The organism is Pseudomonas azadiae (assembly GCF_019145355.1).
Taxonomy (GTDB): Bacteria; Pseudomonadota; Gammaproteobacteria; order Pseudomonadales; family Pseudomonadaceae; genus Aquipseudomonas; species Aquipseudomonas azadiae.
Map to the genome: position 1 here is coordinate 1,420,267 of NZ_JAHSTY010000002.1, position 23,721 is coordinate 1,443,987.

A 23,721-nucleotide genomic window follows, 5' to 3' on the forward strand; every position below is an offset into this window, starting at 1 on the left:
CACATTTGGATCTCCGCTGTCTGCGCTGTTTATATATGAGCCAAGGCCTGCGCCAGATCGGCACGCAGATCTTCCACATCCTCAACCCCCACCGACAGCCGCACCAAACCATCCCCAATCCCCAACTGCGCCCGCGTGGCCGCCGGGATGCTTGCGTGGGTCATGATCGCCGGGTGTTCGATCAGGCTTTCCACGCCGCCGAGGCTTTCGGCCAGGGCGAAGAGCTTGACGTTTTCCAGGAAGCGCCTCGCGCCGGCCAGATCGCTGTTCAGGTCGATGGAAATCATCCCGCCAAACCCGTGCATTTGCCTGAGTGCCAGTTCGTGCTGCGGGTGTGTTGCCAACCCTGGGTAGTAAACCCGCGCCACTTGCGGTTGCTGTTCCAGCCAGGTGGCCAGTTGCAGGGCGTTGCTGCAATGGCGCTCCATGCGCAGCGCCAGGGTTTTCACGCCGCGCAGGGTCAGGAAGGCATCGAAAGGGCCGGCGATGGCGCCGACCGAGTTCTGCAGGAAACCCAGGCGTTCCGCCAGTTCGGGGTTGTCGCCGACGATGGCGATGCCGCCGATCACATCGGAGTGGCCGTTGAGGTATTTGGTGGTGGAGTGCACCACCACGTCAAAGCCCAGCTCCAACGGGCGCTGGACCCAGGGGCTGGCGAAGGTGTTGTCGGCGACGCAGAGGATGCCGCGGTCGCGGCAGATGCGCGCGATGGCGCTGAGGTCGGAGAGGCTCAACAGCGGGTTGCTTGGCGTCTCGACCCAGACCATGCGGGTGTCGTCCTGCACGCTGGCTTCAAACGCCGACAGATCACTCAGGTCGACATAGCTGAAGCGGTGCCCGGCGCTGCGTTGGCGCACCTTGTCGAACAGGCGGAAGGTGCCGCCATACAGGTCATTGCCGGACACCACGTGGGCACCGGCATCGAGTAATTCCAGCACCGTCGAAATCGCCGCCAGCCCGGAGGCAAACGCGAACGCCTGGCTGCCGCCTTCCAGATCCGCCACGCAGCGCTCCAGGGCAAAGCGCGTGGGGTTGTGGGAACGCCCGTAGTCGAACCCCTTGTGCACACCGGGGCTGTCTTGCAGGTAGGTGGAGTTGGCGTAGATCGGCGGCATCAGCGCGCCCGTGGTCGGGTCGGGAGATTGACCGGCGTGGATCACACGGGTAGCAAATGCGCTTTTATCGGGCTGGCTCATGCAAGGGACCTCCGTAGATGGTTGAGCAGGTCGACGCGGGTGATCAGGCCGTGGAAGCCCGAGGCGTCGGCGATAATGGCGACCAGGCCGCGATCCAACTCCGCCTGCAGCTCGCCCAGGCTGGCGCTGGGGGGCAGGGTGTGCAGGGTGTCGGTCATGGCGCTGGCGACGATCATGGAAAAATGCGCGGCGTCTTGATGCAGGCCCAGCAGGATGTCGGATTCATCGATCACACCGACCAATCGCTTGCCGTCCACCAGCACCGGCAGCTGTGAGACGTCCGCCAGGCGCATGCGCTGGAACGCGGTGAGCAGCGTGTCGTCGGGGCTCACGCTGATCACGCGGCCGTCTTCGAAGCGCCGCGCGATCAGGTCGCGCAGGTCGCCGTAGTGCTTGTAGCGCAGCAGGCCCGCGTCGTTCATCCATTGGTCGTTGTACACCTTGGACAGGTAGCGCGTGCCGGTATCGCAGACAAAGGTGACCACGCGTTTGGGCTCGGTCTGTTCGCGGCAATAGCGCAGGGCGGCGGCCAGCAGGGTGCCGGTGGAGGAACCGCCCAGAATGCCCTCGGCCTTGAGCAACTGGCGGGCGTGATCGAAGCTTTCCTCATCGCTGATGGAATAGGCGTGGCGCACGCTGGACAAGTCGGCAATCGACGGGACGAAATCCTCGCCGATGCCTTCCACCGCCCATGAACCGGGCGTTTCCAAGCGGCCGCTGCGGCTGTATTCAGCCATCACCGAGCCGACGGGATCGGCGAGCACCATGGCCAGTTCGGGCTGCACGCGTTTGAAAAAACGGCTCAGGCCTGTGAGCGTGCCGGCCGAGCCGACGCCCACCACGATCGCGTCCAGGTCATGCTGGGTTTGTGCCCAGATTTCCGGCGCGGTGCCGGTCTCATGGGCCAGCGGGTTGGCCGGGTTGTTGAACTGGTCGGCGAAAAACGAACCGGGCGTATCCTTGGCCAGTCGCGTGGCGACATCCTGGTAATACTCGGGATGGCCCTTGCCCACGTCCGAGCGGGTGATATGCACCTCGGCGCCCATGGCCTTGAGGTGCAACACCTTCTCCGTGGACATTTTATCGGGTACCACCAGGACGACGCGGTAGCCCTTGGCCCGGCCGACCAGCGCCAGGCCCAGGCCGGTGTTGCCGGCGGTGGCTTCGATAATCGTGCCGCCGGGGCGCAGGCGGCCGTCGCGTTCGGCGGCGTCGATCATGGCCAGGCCGATGCGGTCCTTGATGGAGCCACCGGGGTTTTGCGATTCCAGCTTGAGAAACAGCGTGCACGGGCCGGTATCGAACCGGCTGACCCGAACCAGCGGTGTGTTGCCGATCAGTTCGAGGACGGCGGGGCGGGGTAGGCTGGGCATGTCGTCACCTGAATACGGATGGGATGGACAGCAAAAAGATAACAGCGTGGGTTCGACGATAGGCCGGGATCGGGCCGGTCGCAACCGGACAGTCCTTTGGTTGTCTGGATTTGGCGCATCAGGCCGCCAAGCGCGGTGTCGCGAAGGTTACATTCAGTAATAAACTATTCACTGACCAAACCCAGGGTTCATTGCTCCGCGCTGCCGGGGGCGACGGACGGTCCTACAGGCAGCCAGATCAGTGGCGACACAGGAGAACCAATAAGGAGTTTTCCCCATGTTACTGCGTAAACTTGACCTGGCGCCCCGATCCGCTTTCTGCTTTGGCTTCTTCTGCGTGCTGATCATCGCGCTGGGCGGTATCGCACTCATGCAGGCTTCCAGTCTGAACGCTTCCGAAAAGTTCGTGGAGACCAACGTCGTGCCCAGCATGTCGCTGTTGGGTCAGATCGACAGGGAGTTCGTCAGCATCAGGGGCAGCAACGCACGCTTGCGTAACCCGATCGAACCGGCGGATCGTAAGGTGCAGTCGCTTGAGGAGGTAAGGAAATCGAGGGCCCATCTGCAGGAACTGCTGTCCCAACTGCAGGCCCTGATCGTGACGCCCATGGGCAAGCAGAACTTCGCCGAGCTGACCCAAACCTATGGCAGTTTTCAGCAGGTACAGGATCAGTACCTGGCGCTTATCACCGCCGGCAATCTGGAGGCGGCGGTCAAATTTTCCAGTGAGACGATGAAACAGTCGGCCGATGCCGTAGAGAGCGGCATCAAGACGATGATCGAACTCAATAACAACAAGGCCAAAAAAGCAGGCGAAGACGCCACACACACCTACAACCAGGCAAAGCTCACGGTCGGTGGATTTATCCTGGTCAGCACGTTGATGGCCATCGTGCTGGCGCTGATGTACACCCGCAGCATTACCCATCCCTTGGGCCGGTCGCTGGCGATCGCCGAGCGCATCGCTGAAAACGACCTCAGCGAAGCCATCGACGTGCAGGGGCATGACGAAGTCGCCAGGCTCATGCAGGCCTTGAAAGCCATGCAACAGGGCCTGCGCAACACCCTGACGCTGATCTCCGATTCGTCCAACCAACTGGCTTCGACCTCCGAGCAGATGCACGCGGTCACCGAGGACGCGAACAAAGGCATACAGCGCCAGAATAACGAAGTCGAAATGGCAGCCACCGCCGTTACCGAGATGAGCGCAGCGGTCGAAGAAGTCGCCAGGAATGCCTCGGCGGCCTCCGAAGCCGCCAATCGCTCCAACAGCGCGGCACTGGCAGGGCGCGCACGGGTGGACGAGACCGTGGCCGCGATCAGCCTGATGGTCGCCAATGTGGAAAACGCTTCCCAGGAAGTGCAGGGGCTGGCGGTCATGGCCACCGACATCAGCAAAGTGCTGGACGTGATCCGCGCCATCGCTGAACAGACCAACCTGCTCGCGCTGAACGCCGCCATCGAAGCCGCCCGCGCAGGCGAGGCGGGCCGAGGGTTCGCCGTGGTGGCCGATGAGGTACGGGCCCTGGCGCATCGTACCCAGCAGTCGACCAGCGAAATCGAGCAAATGATCAGCTCGATTCAAAAAGGCACGGGCGCCGCCGTTTCGGCCATGACCAGCACCAACGCCCAAGCCCAGAAAACCCTGGACACCGCCCAGGGCGCCGGCACCGCGCTGGTGGACATCACCGAATCCATCGACAACATCACCGAGCGCAACGTGCTGATCGCGACCGCGTCGGAAGAGCAGGCTCAGGTCGCCAGGGAGGTCGACCGCAATCTGGTGAGCATCCGCGATCTGTCCAACCAGACCTCCGAAGGCGCGAGCCAGACTGCGATCGCCACGTCTGAACTGACCAACCTGGCCGTCGAGCTGAATCGGATGGTCAAGCAGTTCCGCATGTAAGCCTGACCCGGGCTTTACCCTGAGGGATGCGCGGCGGCGCAGCCCTCATGCACGGCGCGCCGTCAACAACACCGTCGCCGCCGCCGACAACAACCCCGCGCAGCAGCGATTGAACAGCCGCTTGCCACGGGGCTCGGCAAACCAGCGGCGCATATGCAGGCCCATGTAGGCGTACGCGCTGATGGCGACCCATTCCAACAGCAGGAACAACGCGCCCAACAGGGCGAATTGCGCGGCAATCGGCTCGCCAGGTACCACGAATTGCGGCAGGAAGGCGGTGAAGATCAGGATCGCCTTCGGGTTGCCCGCCGCCACCAGAAACTCCTGACGCGCCAACGCCCACACGCCCACCGTGGCGTCAGGCGATTGCTCTTGCGCTTCCGGATTGGCCCGCCACAGCTGGTACGCCAAGTAGAACAAATACGCCGCGCCCAAAATCTTGATCCCGAAGAACAACAACTCCGAGGTTTGCAACACCACCGCCAAGCCCGCCGAGGCGAGGGCGATCATGCCGGCGAAGGCCAGCAGGCGGCCGATACCGGCCAGGCATGAGGTGCGGTAACCGTAGCGGGTGGCGTTGCTGACGGACAACAGATTGTTCGGCCCGGGCGCCATGTTCAGGGCGAAGCAGGCGGGGAGGAAGAGGGCGAGGGTGGCGAGGTCCATGGCGGCTCCGGGTTCGCGTGGGCGGGAGATGCGAGGATAAGGGCAATGGAGGCGGTTGGACAACGTGCGCGTTGGGTCTGCAATGACGCCAACGCGCGCTGATGTGCTTAGCTCTCGCTTGGCGGCGCTTCTTGGGTCGTTGAAACTTCGGCACGTAAACGTTGACCGATAATGTCCATCAGGTCACAGCCGTCACGCAATGGGATTGCCAACAATTGCGCGAAGTCGGAAAGCACGACGGTGTCAGCTTCCAATTCGCTTCGAAAGGCAATATTTTCCAATACCTGAGTCACGGTGCGTATGCGGTAATCCGCCATCGCTTGCAGGACATCGAGTGGGGCTTCTGAGTCAATCAGCAGAGAGGCGGGAATCAGGTCGATTCCAGTGAGGGGGACGTATCTTTCCATTTTGAAACTCCGATAAGTGCAGTGGTTAACCGCCACTCAGTCGTCGCCAAACGATGGGGTGGCAGCTGTACGCAGGTTGGCGAACCGGTATCGGAGAACCCGGCAGACCCGAAGGTCTCCCGCGCACAGCCACCATCAAGGCAGCTTTGCAGGCGTGCAACAGCATCCACAAAAAAGCGCAGTGCTTTTGCATCCGATAGACAGGTCGCCAAACCTGATCGCCATATGGGCGACGGGGCGGACTATAAGCGGCATTGGGTTTGGGGGGCAACTGGAAGGTTGTAAGCGATATGGATAGGAGGGGCGGTGCGACGATTCGACTTGCTCGTTAAGGCGGTGTGTCAGCGGCTAAATCTGTCATTGACCCGCTTTCGCGAGCAAGCCCGCTCCCACAATTTTGACTGAGTTCGACACGCAATACCGGTCGGCCTTACGGCCGCCGGGAGAGCAAGCCGTCTCTCCACAGATCGCTAAAAAGTTGTGTAAATACCCCTGCTGCGATGACACCAACGCGAGCGGACCGCAGAATCGAAGCAGTTTTCAGATTCCGACGCTTTCTGCTCACCAGAACAACATCCTCAATGCCAAAGCGATCACGATTGTATTGAAAACTGACTCCATCCATTGGTCGCCCTTCTTTAGCGCGAACTTCGCGCCGGCATCCGCACCCAATAGCGTGCCAATAACCAGGCAAGCTCCGTACGGCCAGTTAATGATGCCATTTACGCCGAAGATTATAAGTGAGCCCGCCGAGAGGATGAGCCCGCCGACTTTGCGGGTACCCACCGATTCGCTGATGGTTTTTCTGAAGAAGATAATGAATAGATACGTCGAAAGTTTGGCTTGTCCACCGAATAACCCGCCGATCATTCCTACCGGAATGAAGAGGATATAGCCAAACAGACGCCTGATCGCTGAGGAAGGTGTTTCGCTGGCAGAAGGTTTTCTTATCAGGGACAGTGCGACGAGCAGCAATGTCAGCGCGCCAATGACTTTGTGCAGCAGTGCTGGATCTATTTGAAGGAGCAGGCTCGCTCCTCCCAGAGCGCCGGCCAGCCCCAATGCCGCAGCCGGAACGGCCAACGCATAATCGACCTTTCCTTGAGTATGAAAGTGTCGCAGTCCGGCAACCATGGTCCCTACCGAAGCCAGGCGCGCGGTAGCGATCGACGACTGGGCCGGAATTCCCAGCCAGATCATCACCGGGACGGTTAAAAAAACACTCCCTCCCGTGTTGGTCCCAACGAACCCCGTTATTATTCCGAGGAGAACCAGACCGACGCCTGTCAACCACTCATGACCCATCATGTTGAGGTGCTCGCATTGCTGTATCGGGAATCGGCGGTCACATGAAGCTTTGCGGGTTGTCCCGATTTCGAGCTACTGCGCCGTTTGCGACGCTGCACGAATCACATCCGCCGCCATCTGCTCCGCACTGCTCATCCCGTCAACGCGTATGATCGGGACCGTCTGGCGTGATAGCCACGCCTCGTGCCGCGCTCGGTTGCGTTCTGGAAAGTTCGGGTCGTCATACTGCGAAGCCCATTCCCGAAAGGCCACATGTATTTCATGCATGTCACCACCCGGTGCGATCCGGTCTCCAAACTGCGCGTTTTCACGTGCAGCGAGCCGTTCAAGGCGAACAGTGGTCGGGGTCACAACGAATACAATCAGATCCGCATCGCCAATCAACGCATCTCCCCAACCCATGCAGGAACCGCTCAGCACCCAATCGCCGCTACCGAGTGCTTGCTGCATCAATGACACACGATCACGGGGTGGACGTTTGGTTGTAAACGGTGGGTCCGTTGGTATCCAGTAGAAGTGATCGACATCGACCTGGCGTATATCAAGCTGCGTTGCGAGGTTTCGACCCAGGGTGGTCACGCCTGCGCATGAGGCGCCGGTGATGTAGAGCCGCATTTTTCCTCCATTTGTCATTCTGGCTATCAATTTGCCGCTGAGTGTCGTGATGCCAGACACCTAGCCACCCATGCTCAAAACACCCTCTTGATTGCGACGCACGTCCACTAGCTCATCTTCCATCTCGCCAGCAAAGAAGCCACAGGTATACGAGGCGGTACCGTCGGGCTCAATCCAGATATCAAACACTTTTGAAGGGGCGGCACTTTCAACCGCTCTGGCAGCCATGACTTCTACTGCACTCAAATCTGCGATCAAGGCAGGCAACAGCGCATCTGCACTGCGTAAACGCGCCGGGTAATCGGCGCCGATGGGCACACGAACGCAAACACGCAAGCTGGAGCTGTTGCCGGGAACCAGTGCTTCAACAAACCCGTGTTCCTGGAATTCGCCAATGATGGAGTTTTTGAGGGGTTCCACTGAGGTGTCCTTTGCTGATTCGAAGTCAGGATGTCAGGTGTGGAGCCGATCGAACAATTGTTGCAGGAATGCGTCACCCGCCGTGGAGTCTGAAAGCAAATAATGCCCAGACCAAATGTCCCAGCCAGCCGCGAGGCTGAAATCGGCGCACTGGAAGTCGGGGTGAATCTGTTCATCCAAGCCGAAGCCTGGCGATCCGACTCGTTGGAATCCGTGTTGATTGACGAGTCTGTCGGCCAGCGAGTGCCAAAACGCGTCAGGCACCTCGTTGAGGTCCAGAGTCAGATGACCATTGGCTGCGGTGTGAAGGGTTGGGCTCATGGATCACCGTTCAATCTGCTCGAAGAGTGCTCACGCATTCGCAACGCTACTCCTGCACGGTCCAGACCGCCAGTTCATACCCGTCAGGATCGGTGAAGTGGAACCTGCTGCCTCCGGGGAACGAAAATGTCTCGCGGGTGATGACAGCGCCCAGGCCTTTGAGCCGCTGCTGCGTGGCGTCGAGGTCATCGGCGTACAAGATGACCAGAGGGCCACCTGGTCTTACCGGCTCTCCGGTGGTCAAGCCACCGGTGAGGCGGCCATCGCTGAATTCGCTATAGCTGGGGCCGTAGTCGACGAATGTCCAGCCGAACGCCTGGCCGTAGAATGCTTTGCTGCGGGCAATGTCGCTGACGTTGAACTCGATGTTGTCGATTTGCCGGTCTTTACCGCGGACGCTCATGCTTGCCTTCCTGGCTGATGTGTAGAGCGGCAAGTGTAACGTAAGTTTATTTCTTGATGAATGCGGGAACTAAGGCGGCAGCGTAGTGCATTGCCTTGCGCCGTCGGTCTGCCTCAGACTCAATGCACAATCGATTGTTCAGGGAAGCATGGAATGACACTCAGGGTGATGGTGATCGGTGGCTACGGCAACTTCGGCAGCATCGTTTGCCGGCATTTGGCGCAAGCGACGGGCATCGAACTGGTGATTTCGGGACGCGACCCCCATAAGCTGCAGCGCAAACTCGATGAGTTGAACGCGCAGTTCGATACCGTTTACGAAGGCTGGTGTGGCGATGCCTTGGGGGCCGGGTTCGCTGGCGTTCTGCGGTCGAACGGCATTGGGTTGGTGATTCATACCGGTGGCCCTTTTCAGGGGCAGCCCTATGCCGTTGCCCAGCACTGCATCGAGGCGGGCGTGAACTACTGCGACCTGTCCGACTGCCGCACCTTCGTCAATGGCGTGGGCGTCTTGGATACGCAGGCCAAGCAGGCGGGCGTGGCGATACTCAGTGGTTGCAGTTCAGTGCCGACGCTGTCGTCCGCGATCCTCGATCAGTACCGGTATCGCTTCTCGCGCATCGACTCGATCGAGCACGGCATTTCTTCCTCGGCCAAGATGCCGGGCCTGTCGACGGTCGAAGGTGTGCTCGCCTATGCGGGTAAACCGATCAAGCAACTGCGCAATGGCCAGGTGCATGAAGTGGTGGGTTGGCAAGACCTGACGCTGCGCAAGTTGCCTCAGCTCGGCACGCGGGTGCTGGCCAATGTGGACGTGCCCGACATGGATATATTCGCCAGCCGGTATGGCGCCCGCACCTTGAGTTTCAAAGCGGGCGCGGGGCTCAAGCTGGGTGGCGTCGCCAACTGCGTGTTGGCCCACGCGCTGCGGGTGGGGATCGTGCGTGATTATCAGGCCTGGGCTGCACGGTTGCATCGGCTGGGCACCTGGTTCGAACGATTGGGCGACGGCAAGAGCGCGATGTACATCGATGTTCAGGGCTTGGGTGCCGATGGCCTTCCCTTGTCGTTGGCGGTGCAACTGACCGCCTTGAATGATAAAGGCCCGCAAATCCCCAGTTGCGCCGCTGTCGCACTGGCGATCAAAATCGCCCAAGGCTACTCGCCGGAACCCGGCGCGCGGCCGTGCGTCGGCGAAGTCACCGTCGATGAGTACCTGACAGCCATCAACGACCCGGCGAACCTTAGCCTGGACGTGCGTTTCTCTGACGCGCATGCCACGCCACTGCACACAACGCCAGCCCGGCCACATTGAGCGATACAGGGTTAAACGCCGCCCTGAGCATCGCTGGGCTGACCAACGCCACATCCACCAGCAGCCCCGTCAATGCCATCGCCGCCACCGCGATCGGCCAGGGGCTGCGCGGCGAAAGCACGATCCATAACGCCAGGGCAATCTCCCCAACGCCCGCCAGCGTCGCGAACAACTGCACCTGCTCGATCCCATGCGCCTGCATCATCGACTGCTCATCCGCGCTGAGCCACAGCAGCTTCGGCACCAGCCCGTGGTAAGCGAACACGAACGCCAGGCCGCCTCGGGCGATCCAGTTGATCCGCGCCAAGGCGTTCACAGCGGCCCCTTCAAAAAGCGCTGTTTATGATCCGGGTGTGGCAACAGGCAGGTGTCGTATCGGCCAAAGAGCCGATAGCGGTTGCGTGCGATGCGATCGTAAGCCCAATCCCGAAGCCTGCGTGGGATGGCGCGCAACAGCAGCAAGGGACGCCAAGCGGCGGGCAGTTGCGCGATGATTTCGAACACCGCGTCCGAGCGCACCCAATAGTGGTGGTCGCGGACGACCGCCAAGGTGTCGAACTGATCCAGTGGCAACCCCGCCCAGGCCAGCAAGGATTGCCCCTCGGGGGATTGCACGGCTGCCAGCCTTAGGCGCCGTTGGTGGTCATGGCGAATCAGGAACCTTGCCCAACCGTTGCACAGCTTGCACACACCGTCGAATAACACCACGGTCTCGCCGGGCTGAAGCAAAGGCGCGGGGGAAGGGCGGGTTTGGGTGGTGGCCATGAGCGTGGGTCCAGTGCGGTCGATTTAGCCTGGATCATACCCGGGTTCTGCACGATTCGTGGGCGCTGTCGAGCCTTGGCGAGACTGGAAGGCGGCGGTATTGCTGGGATTTTCTGCGCCTGACCCACCGCTTTCGCAGCCTCGCTAAAGCTCGACAGCTCCCACAGGGGATTTGCGTTGCCGGCGGAATCTCGGTTATGCCTGCGAACACAATCTCTGCCGCAGCGTAGCCCAACTGTGGGAGCTGTCGAGCCCCGGCGAGGCTGCGAAGGCGGCGGTACGGCTGACGTTTTCTTCGCCTGACCCACCGCTTTCGCAGCCTCGCTAAAGCTCGGCAGCTCCCACAGGGGATTTGCGTTATCGGCGGAATCTCGTTGTGCCTGCGAACACAATCTCTGCAGCGAAGCAGGTCAAATGTGGGAGCTGTCGAGCCCCGGCGAGGCTGCGAAGGCGGCGGTACTGCTGGCACTTTTTTCGCCTGACCCACCGCTATCGCAGCCTCGCTAAAGCTCAGGAGCTCCCACAGGGGACCTGCTTTGTCGGCTGGATCTCGTTGTGCCTGCGAACACAATCTCTGCCGCAGCGTAGCCCAACTGTGGGAGCTGTCGAGCCCCGGCGAGGCTGCGAAGGCGGCGGTATTGCTGGCATTTTTATCGCCTGGCCCACCGCTATCGCAGCCTCGCTGAAACTCGGGAGCTCCCACAGGGGATCGGTGCTCAATCTTGCAGCCGATTCATGAACCTACCGCGAAACCAACGCCGCTGCGCTTTGTTCCTCTGTGCCCACGTCATGCAAGGAGATCCGCGAGGTTTCCGGCAACGCCAACCCGCCTGCCAGTGCCAGTAACGCCACCGCAATCAGGTAGAACGCAGGGGACAGATTGCTGCCCGTGGCGCTGATCAGCCAGGTCGCGACCAGCGGCGCGGTGCCGCCGAAGAGGGTATAGGCCATGTTGTAGGTGATCGCCGAGGCTGTGTAGCGCGTGCGGGTCGGGAACGTTTCCGATAACAGCGCCGCCGTGACTACGCCACACAGCACTGCCCCCACCGCCAGCAACATCACGCCGACAATAGACGCCGCGAACGAACCGGAACTGGCCATCAGGAACGATGGATACACCACGACGATCAACAACACGCACGCGGTCATCACCGTGACCCGACGCCCCACGCGGTCCGAATACAGCCCCGCCAGCGGGCAGATCACCGCGGCAAAGATCAATGCAAGCAGCGACACCAGCAAGGCCAACGCCCGGCTCAGCCCGCCCGCCACTTGCAGGTACGTCGCAAAGTAGGTGGTGAACATATAAAACGACAGCGCCGTCAGCGACACAAAAGCGCCCAGGCAGCAGATCGCCGCACCATGGTTGCGCAAGGTGTCCTTGAGTGGGGAGTGGGCCACCGCGTGTTCCTGTTTCACGGCCTCGAAGGCCGGCGTTTCATCCAGCTTCCAGCGCAGGTAGAGCCCCACCAGGCCCAGCGGTGCGGCGATCAGGAACGGCAGGCGCCAACCCCAACTGCCCATTGCCTCGGCGGACAATGACGCTTCCAGGGCGTACGCCACCACGGCTGCGGCGGCGAAGGCGGAAAACGTCGACACCGGCACGAAGCTGCCGTACCAGGCGCGTTTATCACTGGGCGCGTGCTCCATCAGGTAGGCGCAGGCTCCGGCGTATTCGCCCCCGGCCGAGAAACCTTGCGCGCAGCGGATCAGCGACAATAGGATCGGCGCCGCGACGCCGATGGCGGCGTAAGTGGGGAGCAGGCCGATCAAGGTGGTGGCGGCGGCCATCAACAGGATCGTCATGGCCAGGGTGCGTTTGCGGCCGATCCGGTCGCCAAGCATGCCGAAGAAAATACCGCCCAAGGGCCGGAACGCAAAGGCCACGGCAAACACCGCAAAGGTCTTCAGCAGCGCGGCGCTGGCATCGCCACTGGGGAAAAACTGTTGCGCGATGGTGGTGGCGAGGAAGCCGTAGACGGCGAAGTCAAACCACTCGACGAAGTTACCGATGCCGGCGGCGATGATGACTTTTCGCAGGGTTTGGGGGCTGACCTGTTCGGTGGATGGGCTCGTCATGGGGGAAGGCCTCGGTGTGGCGGGGGATGACCGATTATCCGGGCAGGCGCGCGGGCGACGGGGCCCAAAAGAGTCGTCCGCATAGTCAGCAGCGACTTGCTGGCAATGGAGCACGCACGAAATGGGCCAAGTCAGGCGCAGGGATGACGGTTACCGAGGCGCAGGCCGAGGCGCCTTGCGATACGTCAGCAGCACAATCCCCGTCACGACAATCACACCTCCCGCCAGCTGCCCGGCGCTGAGCATTTGATCGAGCACGATCCAGCCCATCAGCAATGTCGCCAGCGGCTCAATGTTCATCACCGGTGCGTTGCGCGGCATATCCAGGCGCGGTACTGAGATGAACAGCACGATAAACCCGGTCCCATACAGCACCACCAACGTGGCCAGTGCCAGCCAGCCGGTGCTGGTCGCCGGCGGGTTCAGGCCGCCCGGCAGGGCGCCAGTCAAGCCTGCGAGGTTGACGCTGCTGAACACGATGAAAATCGTCAGCAGGCTGCGCACCGAACCGCGTACCTGGGACAACTTGTGATCGGTGATCCACAGCGCGCAGGCGAATGCACAGGCGGCGCAGAAGGCCAGGCTTACACCGAGCAGCCATTGCGGGCCGAGTTCGGTGCTGCTTGAGAGGCGGCCTGGTACGTCAAGGACGAACACCAGGCCCACCAGGATCAGGCCCATCAGCAAGGCGGTGCGAGCGGTAGGACGCGGGCCGCCGCAGGCCCAAGTGAGCAGTGCCAGCAAGATCGGGAACACGTTACCCAACAGCAGCGCCAGCGCGACCGGTACACGTGCCACGGCGGAATAAAGGCACAGGCTTTGGGTGGCGATGAGTACGCCCAACAGCCCTTGCCAGCGCCACGCACCTGGCGGCAGGCGCAGGCTTTGGCGCTGCCACAGCACCAGCACGGCCAGCACCAACAAGGTGCCGCCTGAGCGCAACAGGATGGCCAATAGCACGCCGGCACCATCATCGAAGGCGACGCGCGCGGCGATGTGGTTGCCTGCAAAGGCACAGCCCATGCACAGCAGGATCAACACGGCGATGTGGCGGGAGAAAGGAGTGGGGGCAGGGGGCGTCATGGCGGGCTCGAGCAGTTGGCGCCACCGTCGAGGATGGCAGATTATTTTTAGTTGTCGTACAACATTGCGAGGGATTTGTAGCGCGTTTTAATCGAAGGGGCAAGGAAGTACTTTCTGGAAGTTGCTTAAGACCTTGTATTTACATGTTCTGATTCGGTTCGCGTAAGCCGTTCCGCCGAGTCGAGTAAATCGATTAAAACCGGTAACGGAATAGAGATCGTATGACTGGTCGAGGCCATTCCGCGTCCATAGCCTGGGGCAATTCGACCGCCCCAGTTTCGCCCACCGGAATATTTTTGCTCAACTATGCTTTGAGCGTTAAAGGAGCTTTTTGACCATCGGACGGCCTCAATATGCAACATGGCATGCCGATAGACTTGATATGACCCAAGAGGCGGCTTTCCATGTTCAATACCAAAATCAAGAACCAGCTTCAATCGCAGTCAGCCGAGCTGTCGGAGTTGCGCCAACTGCGCGATGGCCTGGACCGTGAAATGCTCATGTTGAGTATCGATCCGGTGTTCGAAATCATTGCCTGCAACGACAATTTTGCCCAAGCCTTGGGCTATACAAAGGATCAGCTTCTGGGCCGTGCCATGGCCCAGATTGTTCCGCAATACGTGTCCAAGCTGCCGTGCTTTCATAACTTTCGCGCTGCGGTCGCCGCTGGCAAATCAATCACTGACGAATACAGGTACCTGCACGCCGATGGTTCACTGGTGTGGCTGCATGCCCATTGGCGGCCCATAACGGATGCGACCGGCAAGTTGAGCCATGTCACTTGCTATGCGACGAATATCACTTCCCGCGTGGAAAAATCATCGGAAAATGCCTCCTTTATCGACGCACTGCTGCGTTCGACGGCGGTGATCGAGTTCGATCTTTCAGGGCATGTCCTCAAGGCCAATGACCAGTTTCTACAAGCGATGGGTTACAGCCTGGAGCAGGCCAGAGGCAGTCATCACCGTATCTTCTGCACGCCAGAGGAAACGTCGTCGCAGCGATACAAGGATTTCTGGGCAACCTTGAACAGAGGCGAATTTGTCGCCGGCCGATTCGAACGCGTTGACAGTCGCGGCCAGACCGTATGGCTGGAAGCGACGTACAACCCGGTTTACGACACCGAAGGCAACCTGTGCAAGGTGGTCAAGTTCGCGACGGTGGTCAGCGACCAGGTTGCCCGCGAACAAGAGGTCAGTGGGGCCGCCCACACGGCGTTTGAAATATCCCAGCAGACCGATGTCACTGCCCAGCGTGGCGCGGTGGTCGTCAACGACACGATGCACACCATGCGTAAAATCGCGGTGGACATGCAGGCGGCCTCCGGTGGGGTTGAGGCGCTCGGCAAGCAGTCCTTGTTGATCAGCTCGATCATTCAGACCATCAGCAGCATCGCCCAACAAACCAACCTGTTGGCACTGAATGCCGCGATTGAAGCGGCCCGCGCGGGCGAGCAGGGCCGAGGTTTCGCGGTGGTGGCGGATGAGGTTCGACAACTGGCCGGGCGCACCAGCACGGCGACGGAAGAAATCGCTTCGGTTGTGCTGCAGAACCAGAAGCTGGTGGACGAGACCGTCGCCGAGATGGCCAACAGCAAGTCCCAGGCCGAGCAAGGCCTTGAACTGGCCACGCAAGCCGGCCAGGTCATTGTCGAAATTCAGGACGGCGCAAAGAAAGTCGTCGACGCAGTGGGCAGGTTTGCCACCCAGGTGGCTTAGCCAGGAGGAGAACCAGCCATGCCCGACCGGTTCAATCTGTCGCGTTTTGTCGAGGCCCAGCGCCCGGTGTTCAGTCGCGTCATGGCCGAACTGCACGCGGGGCGCAAGACGAGTCACTGGATGTGGTTCGTCTTTCCGCAAGTGCAGGGGCTCGGTCGTTCCGAGATGGCCCAGCATTTCGCTATCTCTGGCGTGGCCGAGGCACGCGCTTATCTAGAGCACGAGGTGCTCGGCCCAAGGCTCGAAAGCTGCGTCAAGGCGGTTCTGCAACACCGCGGAACAAGCACCGGGCAGCTATTCGGCACGCCCGATGACTTGAAGTTTCGCTCTTGCCTGACGTTGTTCATGAGCGTCCAGACCGAGTCCACTGTGTACCAAACGGCACTGGATCAGTTTTTCGACGGTGAACCGGATCGCAAGACACTCTTGTTGCTTGAGGCAGGATAAGCAGGGCGCATCACGCTTGATGAAAGTGCTTGCCCAGCGCATCCAGCCGCACGGCAATCGGCGGCAAGCGCTCGCTGCTGCGGGCAAGGGTTTCGACGTCATCGGCCGTGCTTTGGGCGATGCTCTGCACCGACTGCAACCGCCCGACAATCTCCAGGTTGGCCGAGGTCTGCTCGCGCGTAGTGGTCACGATCCGTCCATTCAGGTCGTTGATGTGCGTGATGTCGTCGCCTACTGCTCGCAGCATGTCCACCGCCATCTGGCTATCTTCCACGCAGCGCTCCACGCCCTGGCGGCTATCGTGCATGGCGTCGACGGCTTCACGGCTGCCTTGCTGCAAGCCTTCAATGATGGTTTTGATTTCCTGGGTGGACACCGCCGTGCGTTGCGCCAGGCTGCGCACTTCGTCGGCAACCACGGCAAAGCCGCGGCCTTGCTCGCCGGCGCGGGCGGCTTCGATGGCGGCGTTGAGGGCGAGCAGGTTGGTCTGGCTGGCGATGCTGCTGATCACTTCAAGCACGCTGCCGATCTGTTCGGCCTGCGCGGCCAGGCCTTGCACGGTCGCGTGGGTGCCGTTCAGGCGTGACGCCAACTGAGTGATTTCCTGCTGGGCGCGGCCGACGCTTTCCTGGCCACGCAGGATCTGCGCGCTGGCCCTGTCGGCGCGATCCACCGCTTGCTCGACGTGCACGGATATGTGGCCCATGGCGTCTTCCATGCGCTGCATCGAGCCGGTCATCTGGGTGATTTCCACCAGTTGATGGCGCGCGCCTTGTTCCAATGTGCCGCTGGCGCTGGCCAGCTCTCGACCGAGCTCGCCAAGGCCCTGGGAGTCGCGGGCGACGCCATCGATCAGGTGGGTGATCTGCTGCAGGAAGTGATCAAAACGCTTGGCCAGCGACACATGCGCCTTGCCTTCGCCTTGGTTGGTTTGCGCGCTGACCTGGGAGGTGACCGCGAGCATTTTCTCGAGCATTTCCTGGCTCTCGACCGCTTCGGCCTGGCTGTGCACGGCGAGGTAGAGCAGGGCGACGGTTTCCATGACCACGTAGAACGCGTGGACGAAGACCATGGTCCAGCCGCCATGGTGCTCCATCACAAACACCGGGAATCCCTGATGTTGCAGAGCATGGAATACCACGTGGTGCACGGCGATGGTGGCCGCCGCGACCAGGATCGGCAGCCAGTCGCGATAAAACGTCAGCACCGCCAACAGCGCGAAAATACCGAAGTGGGCTTCGATCACACCCTGGGCCTGGTTGATATGCAGCGCCGCCATGACCATCAGGCCGGCGCCGAGGACGCAACGCATCACACGGGTTCCACCGATGGCGCGGTAGAGCGCGGTCAGCACCAGGCTGGTGCCGCCGCCCACCATGACGGCCTGCATCAGCGTGTCATGCCAGAACCCCAGCCCCAAGGAAAACAGGAACATCAGCCAGATCAACGCCAGCATGATGCGGTCGGCTTTGCGGTAGTGTTCGAAAAAACGCGTGGGGGTGGGCATTCACACTTACTCCATGGGGGCTGGCCGAAACAAAGCGAGGGCAGGGTGGAGCGAATCGGTGTTTTTGGTTTTTTTATTGGAATCATGGATGCCAACCGTATATCGGCATCAGAGGGCAGGACTTTAGAGGCGGCTACCTGGGAGGGTAGCCGTTGATGGGGCTGGGGTCAGAAGCTGTATTTTGCGGTGAGCATCATGTTGCGCGGGTTGCCATAAGCGTCGCCGCCATAGCTCACGGAGTTGGCAATGGTCGAATAGTACCGACGGTCGAAGATGTTGTTGGCGTTGAGCTGCAGGTCCAGGTGGTCGTTGACCTTGTAGCCTGCCATCAGGTCGGTGACGGCATAGGCGCCTTGCTTGATACGGTAGCTGCCGCCGTTGGCCAGATCGAGGTCGTTGTACATGCGGCTCTGCCATGAGACGTTGCCGCCTACGCGGAGTTTTTCCAACGGGCCCTGAAAGTGGTAGCTGGTGGTCAGCTTGAACAAGTGCTCCGGGGTATCTGTATCGAATTGCTTGTTGACGTTCTGCGGGTTGGCTTCATCTTTTATGGTGTGCGTACGCGCATAGGTGTAGCCGCCGCCGACCTGCCAATGCTCGGTCAAGGCGCCTTGCAGTTCGAAGTCGATGCCCTGGCTGCGGATCTCGCCCGAGGCTTGCGAGCAAGATGCCTGCGGACAGTTGGGCACGGTCACCCCCACGGCACGGTTTTCCTGGTCGACGCGGAACAGCGCCACGCTCGCATTCAGCGCGCCCCCCAGGTATTCGCCCTTGATACCCACCTCGTAGTTTTTGCCGATGATGGGCTTGAGCGGAGTACCGGAGGTATCCTTTTCGCTTTGTGGCGTGAAGATGTCGCTGTAGCTGACATAGACCGAATGATAGTCGTCCAGGTCGTAGATCAGGCCCGCGTAACGGGTGAGATTGCGGGTGACCTTATAGTCGCCGGTGTCGCTGCCATGGGCATCGTAGTCATACCAGTCCAGACGCGCGCCGAGGATCAGCTTCAACGGATCTGCCAAACTCAGGCGCGTAGTGACATAGAGGCCGTCCTGGGTCGTGACGTCGCGGTCATTGGTGGTGTGGGTGAAATCCGGCTTGCCAGCAGTGAGTGGCCAGTTGAGGTTGTACGGGCTGTAGTTGTGGGTGGTCATGTCGTAGATGCGCCGGCTGGCGCCCACCACCACCTCATGGGTACGCCCGAACGCTTGGAAGGGCCCGCTGGCAAACGCGTCGACACCCGCCTGGTTTTCATCGTAGGCCGCCTGGTAGACCGTGCGTGCCGGTGTGTTGGCAACCCAGCGGGACTGGTAGGAGCCGGAGAACAATGCGTTTTGTTCGGCGTAATTGGCGTTGACTTGTAGCTTCCAGTCATTGGCCAGGCGTTGACGCAATTCTGCGAACACCGTGTTGATTTCCTGGTCTTTGTTTTCCCAGTCGGTGCCGGGGTTGTAGGAGCGCGGCAGGTTCAGGTGATGGCCGTCCTGGCCGACCATCGATGAACCCCAGAAGTAATTGGTCTTGTCCTTCTGGTTCGAGAAGCCAAGGGTCAGGGTGGTGTCTTCGCTCAGGTCGGCTTCGGTAACAGCATAGAACAGGCCGTGATATTCCTCGGCGTTGTCGATGAAGCTGTTGGCATCGCGATAAGAGGTCACGACGCGCCCGCGCCACGTGCCGCTGTCATTGAGCGGGCTGGACGCGTCCAGCTCGCCGCGATAGTCGTCCCAACTGCCGGCGGCGCCGGTGAGGGTGACTTTCTGCTCGTTCAGTGGCCGTTTGCGTACTAGATTAATGGCAGCCGAAGGGTTACCCGCGCCGGTCACCAAGCCGGTAGCACCGCGCACGACTTCGACCCGATCGAACATCGCCAGGTTCGGCTGTGCACCCACCGAAACACCGTTATAGCCGCTCGGGATGCCGTCATACATGAGGTTGTCGATGTCGAAACCGCGCGAAGTGTAAGACTGTCGGCCAGGACCGCTGGAGAAGTTCAGGAACAGTCCCGGCGTAGCCTTGACTACATCGTTGATGCTGGTCATCGCCTGGTCATCCATACGTTGGCGGGTGATCACGGTCACGGCCTGCGGTGTCTCACGCATGGTCAACGGCAGCTTGGTCGCGGTTTTCATCGCCCCCGTGGTGTAGGACTGCGTACCTTCGGTGGTTTCGCCCAGTTGTTCTTCGCCGGAAATTTGCGTGGCACCCAGTTCCAGGGTGGCCGTCGGCGCTTGCGTATCGGCGGCGAATACCGCTTGCGAGCTTGCGAGACAGACAGCCAGCGCCACAAAGCTGGGTGCAAAACCTGTACGACCGTGATATTGCGCAGACATGAAACTGACACTCCCCAAATGCCGTCCTTGGCGAATAATAAAGATGTTGATAATTATTCGCATAAGTCTGGCAGATTGTGTCTTGGGGAAAAAGCCTTTTGGGATAATTAGTTAACGAATTTTTCACATCACAGCTGACCCGCGTCCAGCAGGCCGGCTTGATGTGTTGGCGCGCACCCGTCGCAATTTGTGCGATGCACGCGTGGAATCTAAAAGTTCACCCTTAGTCCCACTCCGGCTTCTTGGCCGTTGTAGCTGTTGCTGTCCAGATTGCGGTTGTAGCCCATTTCGCCGTACAGGTTCACCCCATCAGCGACCTGCAACGTCGCCCCCAGGCTGACCTGCAGCGTGGTGGATTTTTGTTCGGTATCGATACGGGTGGCATCGTTGAAAATCACGCTATTGTCCCCGGCGCTGGCATGCCAGACGTTCGCGCGCAGATACGGTCGGAATGGCATGTTGCTGGCCAGGAAATCACCGCGTAGCCGCGCACCCAGGCGAGTGGTGACGTGGGTGTCGGCTTTAAATTCAACTTCGGAAATCCGATCGTTCTGGCTGTCGAGTCGGGTCTTGCCAACGATGAGTTGAGCCTGGGGCTCAATCACCCAGCGCTCGCTCACCGGGAACGGCCAGCCGACTTCGGCGGAGCCTGTCAAATTGCGCCCACGGGTTTTCATTTTCACCCCCCGGTCTGATTCGTTGTTGCCATACAAGCGGGTTCCCATCACCACCAGGTCTACATAAGCCTGATTCGCACCGATCAGCGTCCAGTAACCCCCCACGCTGTCACCGCGCAACGTGGTCTTGCCGGCGTCCTTGTCCTCCCAGCCACCGTTAAAGCCCTTTACATTGCCTTTGAGTGTGCTGTGGCCCACGAACAGACCGGCATGCTGAGTTCGGCCGCTGTCGTCGGTGTGGGCATAAACATCAGTGCCCACTTGGAAGCCTTTGACGGAACTGTCCAGCGTCGGGCTTACAGTGCCCTCAAACTGTTGCCGACTACGGTTGCCATAGACACGGCCCCAGCCTCCCCGAGTACCGCCCGTCTGTTGTGCACTTTGGTCGCCCATGCGTTCGTGATAAGTCCCCATCGTTGCACGCACCATCTGGTCGGCAGCCGGAAGCTGCGCTGAGTAAACAGGCACCTCGGGGCGATAGAGCGGGATTTCCTTGCCACCGGGATTGGGCGGTAGCGGCGGGGTGCCGTCCACGGGAATCGGCAACTGTACGGGTGGATCCTCGGGTGTCGGCAGCGGCGTGACAGGAAGGGTGGAACGCAGGTAGTAACTCTGCTCGGTGCCGGCAGTGGCCCCACCTTTAAACAGGTAGTAGTCAAATGCTCCAGCTGACACTGCGTTCCCCAAGGTGAACGCGGTGCCAGGCCCGGTTGCCCCGTTGATCGCCTGGACTACCTGAATACCGTCCTGCAGGGTCGCTGCGCCCGCGCCGCCCAGGTTGGTGACGAACAGATCGGTAGTGCCCTGGATTGCGCCACCGCTGATCACCAGTTTATCGCTGAGCGAAGTCTCGTCACCCAACACTGTTTGCAGGTTGAGCTGGCCGTCCGTGCCGGTGTAGTTTCCGTTTACCGTAAACGTGTCGGACGCGGTGGAACTACCCCTGACCATGTCGATCATTCCGCGGTTGTTCAACGTCGCCAGTTGGGCCGGGTCAAAGGAAGCGAGGACCCCAGTGCTGACCACCAGAACGCTGCTGCCATTGACGTTCATGGTGCCGGTGCCTGTGCCGGCATCGCCCAGGGTAAATGTACCGCCGAGATTGAGCGTTGCGTTGTTGTCCAGATTCACGGTTTCCCAGCTCATGTACCGTTCCGGCGTACTGAGTTGGCTGTTGTCCAAGGTCAGGGTATCAACCCCGAGGCCGCCATCGATCAAGGGGGTAGACGCTACGATGGTTTCGGTCAGGTTCTGTAACAGTGCGGTGTCGTTGTCGCCACCCATCAAGATGAAGGAGTTGACCTGACCGCCACCGACCCATTCGAGCCTATCCTCGCCGAGGCTGGTAAGGATCTGTCCGTTCACGGTACCGCCGGTGATCGTGACGCGATCCGTACCGCCGCTGAGGCTGATATTGCCCCCGATATAACTGGGCCCCGACACCCGAATGGTGTCGTTGCCAAACCCCGTCACAAGGTTGGCGACAATGGTTCCCCCTTTCATGTCGAACACATTGTCATCGAGCAGCATATTGACCCGGCCGATGCTACCGCCAGTCATGGTCGCGCGGTCACCCGATAAAAATGCGCCGACGATTGTGCCGGCGTTCATGACGAAGTCGTCCAGCCCGTCACCCTGATCAACATCTCCGGTGACTGTGCCGGCGCTCATGGTGTAGATATCGACACCGGCCCCTTGGAGCACCTCGCCTATGCTACCGCCACTGAATTGCACAATATCCCTGCCGGCGCCCTGGATAACCGAGCCCGTGATGGTGCCGTTGTTCATCTGGAGGATATTGTCGCCGTCGCCCTGATTGAGCGAACCGTTGATCTGCATCCCTGTGCTGGAGGCGTCGAGAAGGGTGACGATATCGATACCAGCACCAAAGGTGGCATTCCCGGCGATGGTGCCGGTTCCGCTCATGGTCAAGGTATTGTCGCCGCCGGTATCGGTGAAGGCTGCGCTGATCCCGCTATCGCAGATGAAGGTGTCGTTACCGGCAGTGGGTACGATGGCACAGGCGCCGTGTGTGAGCGATGACCATGTGACAAGAGCCGCCGAGCAGGTGATGCCCAAAAACAACAGGTGTGATATCCGCATGCGCATGATCCGTCCTCATCCAGGGAAAGATTGCCCTGCACCTGCAATGGCAGGTGCGGCCAGGCCATGACAACGTGATGCGCGATACGGATCAGGGGACAGCGGGTTACCCGTTTCTGAAAACACCGGCCAATGCAAAGGGTTGGCATGGCTTTCTCGACTGCACCTGAATCCGTGCAGTACTTTTTCCACCATAGCCAGCCATTGCCCAGGCCGCTACTGTCAGAAATAACAGGTACAAAACGAGTCTGGTATTAAGACAGCACAATCTCATAAGGCTCGCGCATGCGCTCCAGCAGTACCTGAGCCAGCATGGGCGCCAGGCCGATCTGCGGGTCACCGGCCAACTGGCTGGCATACGCATGGGCGGCGTGGAGTTTGCGCGCCACGCTCCAGGCGTCCAGGCGCACCTTGCGCGCTCGGTGCCAGGGGATGATCGCCGCTTCACGGGCGGGCCAGTGCCAGGCTCGGATCGGCAGTTCATGCAGTTGCGCGCCCACCAGGCTGCAGGCACTGGCACTGGCGCGGCCGACGCTGTCATGGTCGTCGTTGCCGTCATTGCGCCAGGGGCTGAACACCACATCGCCAGGCTGCAGGTAGCGTGCAATGAATTGGCTCAGTTGCGCTTCCCGCGCGGCCAGGGCGTTATCGCAGAATCCGCCACGGATCCACTTCAGGCTGTGCAACGGCATGCCCAGGCGGCGCAGGGCTTCGACGCTTTCCTGGGGGCGCACGACGCTCAAGCGGCTCGCCGGCCAGACATTGGAGCCCGGATGGCTGGCACTGCCATCGGTGAGGGAGATCAGTTTCAGCGGGTGTTCCAGGTTGCTGAGCAATTGCAGCAGGCCGCCGCAGGCCAGGACTTCGTCACCGGGATGAGGCGCGATGATGACCACGCGGGCGCCAGGGGGCACCAGCGAGGAAGGGGTGATGGGGGGAATCTGCGCCAGCTGGGGGGCGCTGTTCCAGATCTGTGCGGAGCCGCTACGGCCGTCGCTTGGGGAAGCAAGCTTCATGGGGGGCACATCCTTGTCGGTTAGCGCTGGGCCGTGCCGCGTGGGCGCCACGACTCGCTTGTATTCA

The 23,721-nt window shown here is 60.8% G+C and carries 20 protein-coding genes and 3 pseudogenes; 6 read left to right on the forward strand and 17 right to left on the reverse strand.

Going from position 1 to position 23,721, the window contains the following annotated elements; all coding sequences use genetic code 11:
• Window positions 1–29 precede the first annotated feature (29 nt).
• Window positions 30–1,196: a cystathionine gamma-synthase gene (locus KVG91_RS22850; RefSeq protein ID WP_169376939.1), complete on the reverse strand. Its 1,167-nt coding sequence runs from the start codon at window positions 1,194–1,196 to the stop codon at window positions 30–32.
• Window positions 1,193–2,569, reverse strand: coding sequence for a pyridoxal-phosphate dependent enzyme (locus KVG91_RS22855; RefSeq protein WP_169376938.1), 1,377 nt, complete (start codon window positions 2,567–2,569; stop codon window positions 1,193–1,195). The genes KVG91_RS22850 and KVG91_RS22855 overlap by 4 nt, the downstream gene beginning before the upstream one ends.
• A gap of 277 nt (window positions 2,570–2,846) precedes the next feature.
• Between KVG91_RS22855 and KVG91_RS28105 the strand changes: the two are divergent.
• Together KVG91_RS28105 and KVG91_RS28110 are read left to right on the forward strand one after the other, a co-directional pair.
• Window positions 2,847–3,617, forward strand: a pseudogene (locus KVG91_RS28105) (MCP four helix bundle domain-containing protein); the annotation flags it as partial.
• A gap of 129 nt (window positions 3,618–3,746) precedes the next feature.
• Window positions 3,747–4,475 carry a methyl-accepting chemotaxis protein gene (locus KVG91_RS28110; RefSeq protein ID WP_404822461.1) on the forward strand — a complete coding sequence of 243 codons (729 nt, stop codon included), beginning with the start codon at window positions 3,747–3,749 and terminating at the stop codon, window positions 4,473–4,475.
• 45 nt (window positions 4,476–4,520) lie between these two features.
• Here the strand turns inward: KVG91_RS28110 and KVG91_RS22865 are convergent, their stop codons facing one another.
• The 7 genes from KVG91_RS22865 to KVG91_RS22895 form a co-directional block, all read right to left on the reverse strand.
• Window positions 4,521–5,141, reverse strand: a complete 621-nt coding sequence (locus KVG91_RS22865) for a LysE family translocator (protein ID WP_169376936.1) — start codon at window positions 5,139–5,141, stop codon at window positions 4,521–4,523.
• A gap of 107 nt (window positions 5,142–5,248) precedes the next feature.
• Complete coding sequence (locus KVG91_RS22870; protein WP_169376935.1) at window positions 5,249–5,548, reverse strand: hypothetical protein; 300 nt, start codon at window positions 5,546–5,548, stop codon at window positions 5,249–5,251.
• Between the two features lie 561 nt (window positions 5,549–6,109).
• Complete coding sequence (locus KVG91_RS22875) at window positions 6,110–6,856, reverse strand: sulfite exporter TauE/SafE family protein (RefSeq protein WP_169376934.1); 747 nt, start codon at window positions 6,854–6,856, stop codon at window positions 6,110–6,112.
• 72 nt (window positions 6,857–6,928) lie between these two features.
• Window positions 6,929–7,471 carry a P-loop NTPase family protein gene (locus KVG91_RS22880; RefSeq protein WP_169376933.1) on the reverse strand — a complete coding sequence of 181 codons (543 nt, stop codon included), beginning with the start codon at window positions 7,469–7,471 and terminating at the stop codon, window positions 6,929–6,931.
• A 60-nt stretch (window positions 7,472–7,531) separates the two neighbouring features.
• A complete protein-coding gene (locus KVG91_RS22885) occupies window positions 7,532–7,891 on the reverse strand; it encodes a hypothetical protein (protein WP_169376932.1) in 360 nt (119 codons plus the stop codon).
• A gap of 33 nt (window positions 7,892–7,924) precedes the next feature.
• Window positions 7,925–8,212, reverse strand: coding sequence for a hypothetical protein (locus KVG91_RS22890; protein ID WP_169376931.1), 288 nt, complete (start codon window positions 8,210–8,212; stop codon window positions 7,925–7,927).
• Window positions 8,213–8,258: 46 nt separating this feature from the next.
• Window positions 8,259–8,615 (reverse strand): VOC family protein, encoded by a 357-nt coding sequence (locus tag KVG91_RS22895; protein WP_169376930.1) that lies wholly within the window; start codon window positions 8,613–8,615, stop codon window positions 8,259–8,261.
• Window positions 8,616–8,768: 153 nt separating this feature from the next.
• Here KVG91_RS22895 and KVG91_RS22900 point away from each other — a divergent pair, with 153 nt between their 5' ends.
• Window positions 8,769–9,929: a saccharopine dehydrogenase family protein gene (locus tag KVG91_RS22900; protein ID WP_169376929.1), complete on the forward strand. Its 1,161-nt coding sequence runs from the start codon at window positions 8,769–8,771 to the stop codon at window positions 9,927–9,929.
• Here KVG91_RS22900 and KVG91_RS22905 read toward each other — a convergent pair.
• From KVG91_RS22905 to KVG91_RS22920, 4 genes are all read right to left on the reverse strand, one after another.
• Window positions 9,859–10,245 (reverse strand): DoxX-like family protein, encoded by a 387-nt coding sequence (locus tag KVG91_RS22905; protein WP_169376928.1) that lies wholly within the window; start codon window positions 10,243–10,245, stop codon window positions 9,859–9,861. The genes KVG91_RS22900 and KVG91_RS22905 overlap by 71 nt on opposite strands.
• Window positions 10,242–10,694 carry a thiol-disulfide oxidoreductase DCC family protein gene (locus KVG91_RS22910; RefSeq protein ID WP_169376927.1) on the reverse strand — a complete coding sequence of 151 codons (453 nt, stop codon included), beginning with the start codon at window positions 10,692–10,694 and terminating at the stop codon, window positions 10,242–10,244. The genes KVG91_RS22905 and KVG91_RS22910 overlap by 4 nt, the downstream gene beginning before the upstream one ends.
• Before the next feature lie 741 nt (window positions 10,695–11,435).
• Complete coding sequence (locus tag KVG91_RS22915; RefSeq protein ID WP_169378710.1) at window positions 11,436–12,773, reverse strand: MFS transporter; 1,338 nt, start codon at window positions 12,771–12,773, stop codon at window positions 11,436–11,438.
• Window positions 12,774–12,923: 150 nt separating this feature from the next.
• Window positions 12,924–13,856, reverse strand: a complete 933-nt coding sequence (locus KVG91_RS22920) for an EamA family transporter (protein ID WP_169378709.1) — start codon at window positions 13,854–13,856, stop codon at window positions 12,924–12,926.
• A gap of 500 nt (window positions 13,857–14,356) precedes the next feature.
• On the opposite strand from KVG91_RS22920, the pseudogene KVG91_RS28115 reads away from it, so the two are divergent.
• From KVG91_RS28115 to KVG91_RS22930, 3 genes and pseudogenes are all read left to right on the forward strand, one after another.
• A pseudogene (locus KVG91_RS28115) lies at window positions 14,357–15,037 on the forward strand (PAS domain-containing protein); the annotation flags it as partial.
• Window positions 15,038–15,139: 102 nt separating this feature from the next.
• Window positions 15,140–15,574 (forward strand): annotated as a pseudogene (locus KVG91_RS28120) (methyl-accepting chemotaxis protein); the annotation flags it as partial.
• Window positions 15,575–15,592: 18 nt separating this feature from the next.
• A complete protein-coding gene (locus KVG91_RS22930; protein WP_169378707.1) occupies window positions 15,593–16,021 on the forward strand; it encodes a DUF1810 domain-containing protein in 429 nt (142 codons plus the stop codon).
• Window positions 16,022–16,031: 10 nt separating this feature from the next.
• Here KVG91_RS22930 and KVG91_RS27900 read toward each other — a convergent pair whose 3' ends face one another.
• From KVG91_RS27900 to KVG91_RS22950, 4 genes are all read right to left on the reverse strand, one after another.
• Window positions 16,032–17,528 (reverse strand): methyl-accepting chemotaxis protein, encoded by a 1,497-nt coding sequence (locus KVG91_RS27900; protein WP_169378706.1) that lies wholly within the window; start codon window positions 17,526–17,528, stop codon window positions 16,032–16,034.
• A gap of 167 nt (window positions 17,529–17,695) precedes the next feature.
• A complete protein-coding gene (locus KVG91_RS22940) occupies window positions 17,696–19,858 on the reverse strand; it encodes a TonB-dependent siderophore receptor (RefSeq protein ID WP_169378705.1) in 2,163 nt (720 codons plus the stop codon).
• A gap of 209 nt (window positions 19,859–20,067) precedes the next feature.
• The gene (locus tag KVG91_RS22945; protein ID WP_169378704.1) at window positions 20,068–22,644 is read right to left on the reverse strand and encodes an autotransporter family protein; all 2,577 of its coding nucleotides are present in this window, start codon (window positions 22,642–22,644) and stop codon (window positions 20,068–20,070) included.
• Between the two features lie 248 nt (window positions 22,645–22,892).
• Complete coding sequence (locus KVG91_RS22950) at window positions 22,893–23,654, reverse strand: PIG-L deacetylase family protein (RefSeq protein WP_169378703.1); 762 nt, start codon at window positions 23,652–23,654, stop codon at window positions 22,893–22,895.
• Window positions 23,655–23,721: the final 67 nt, after the last annotated feature.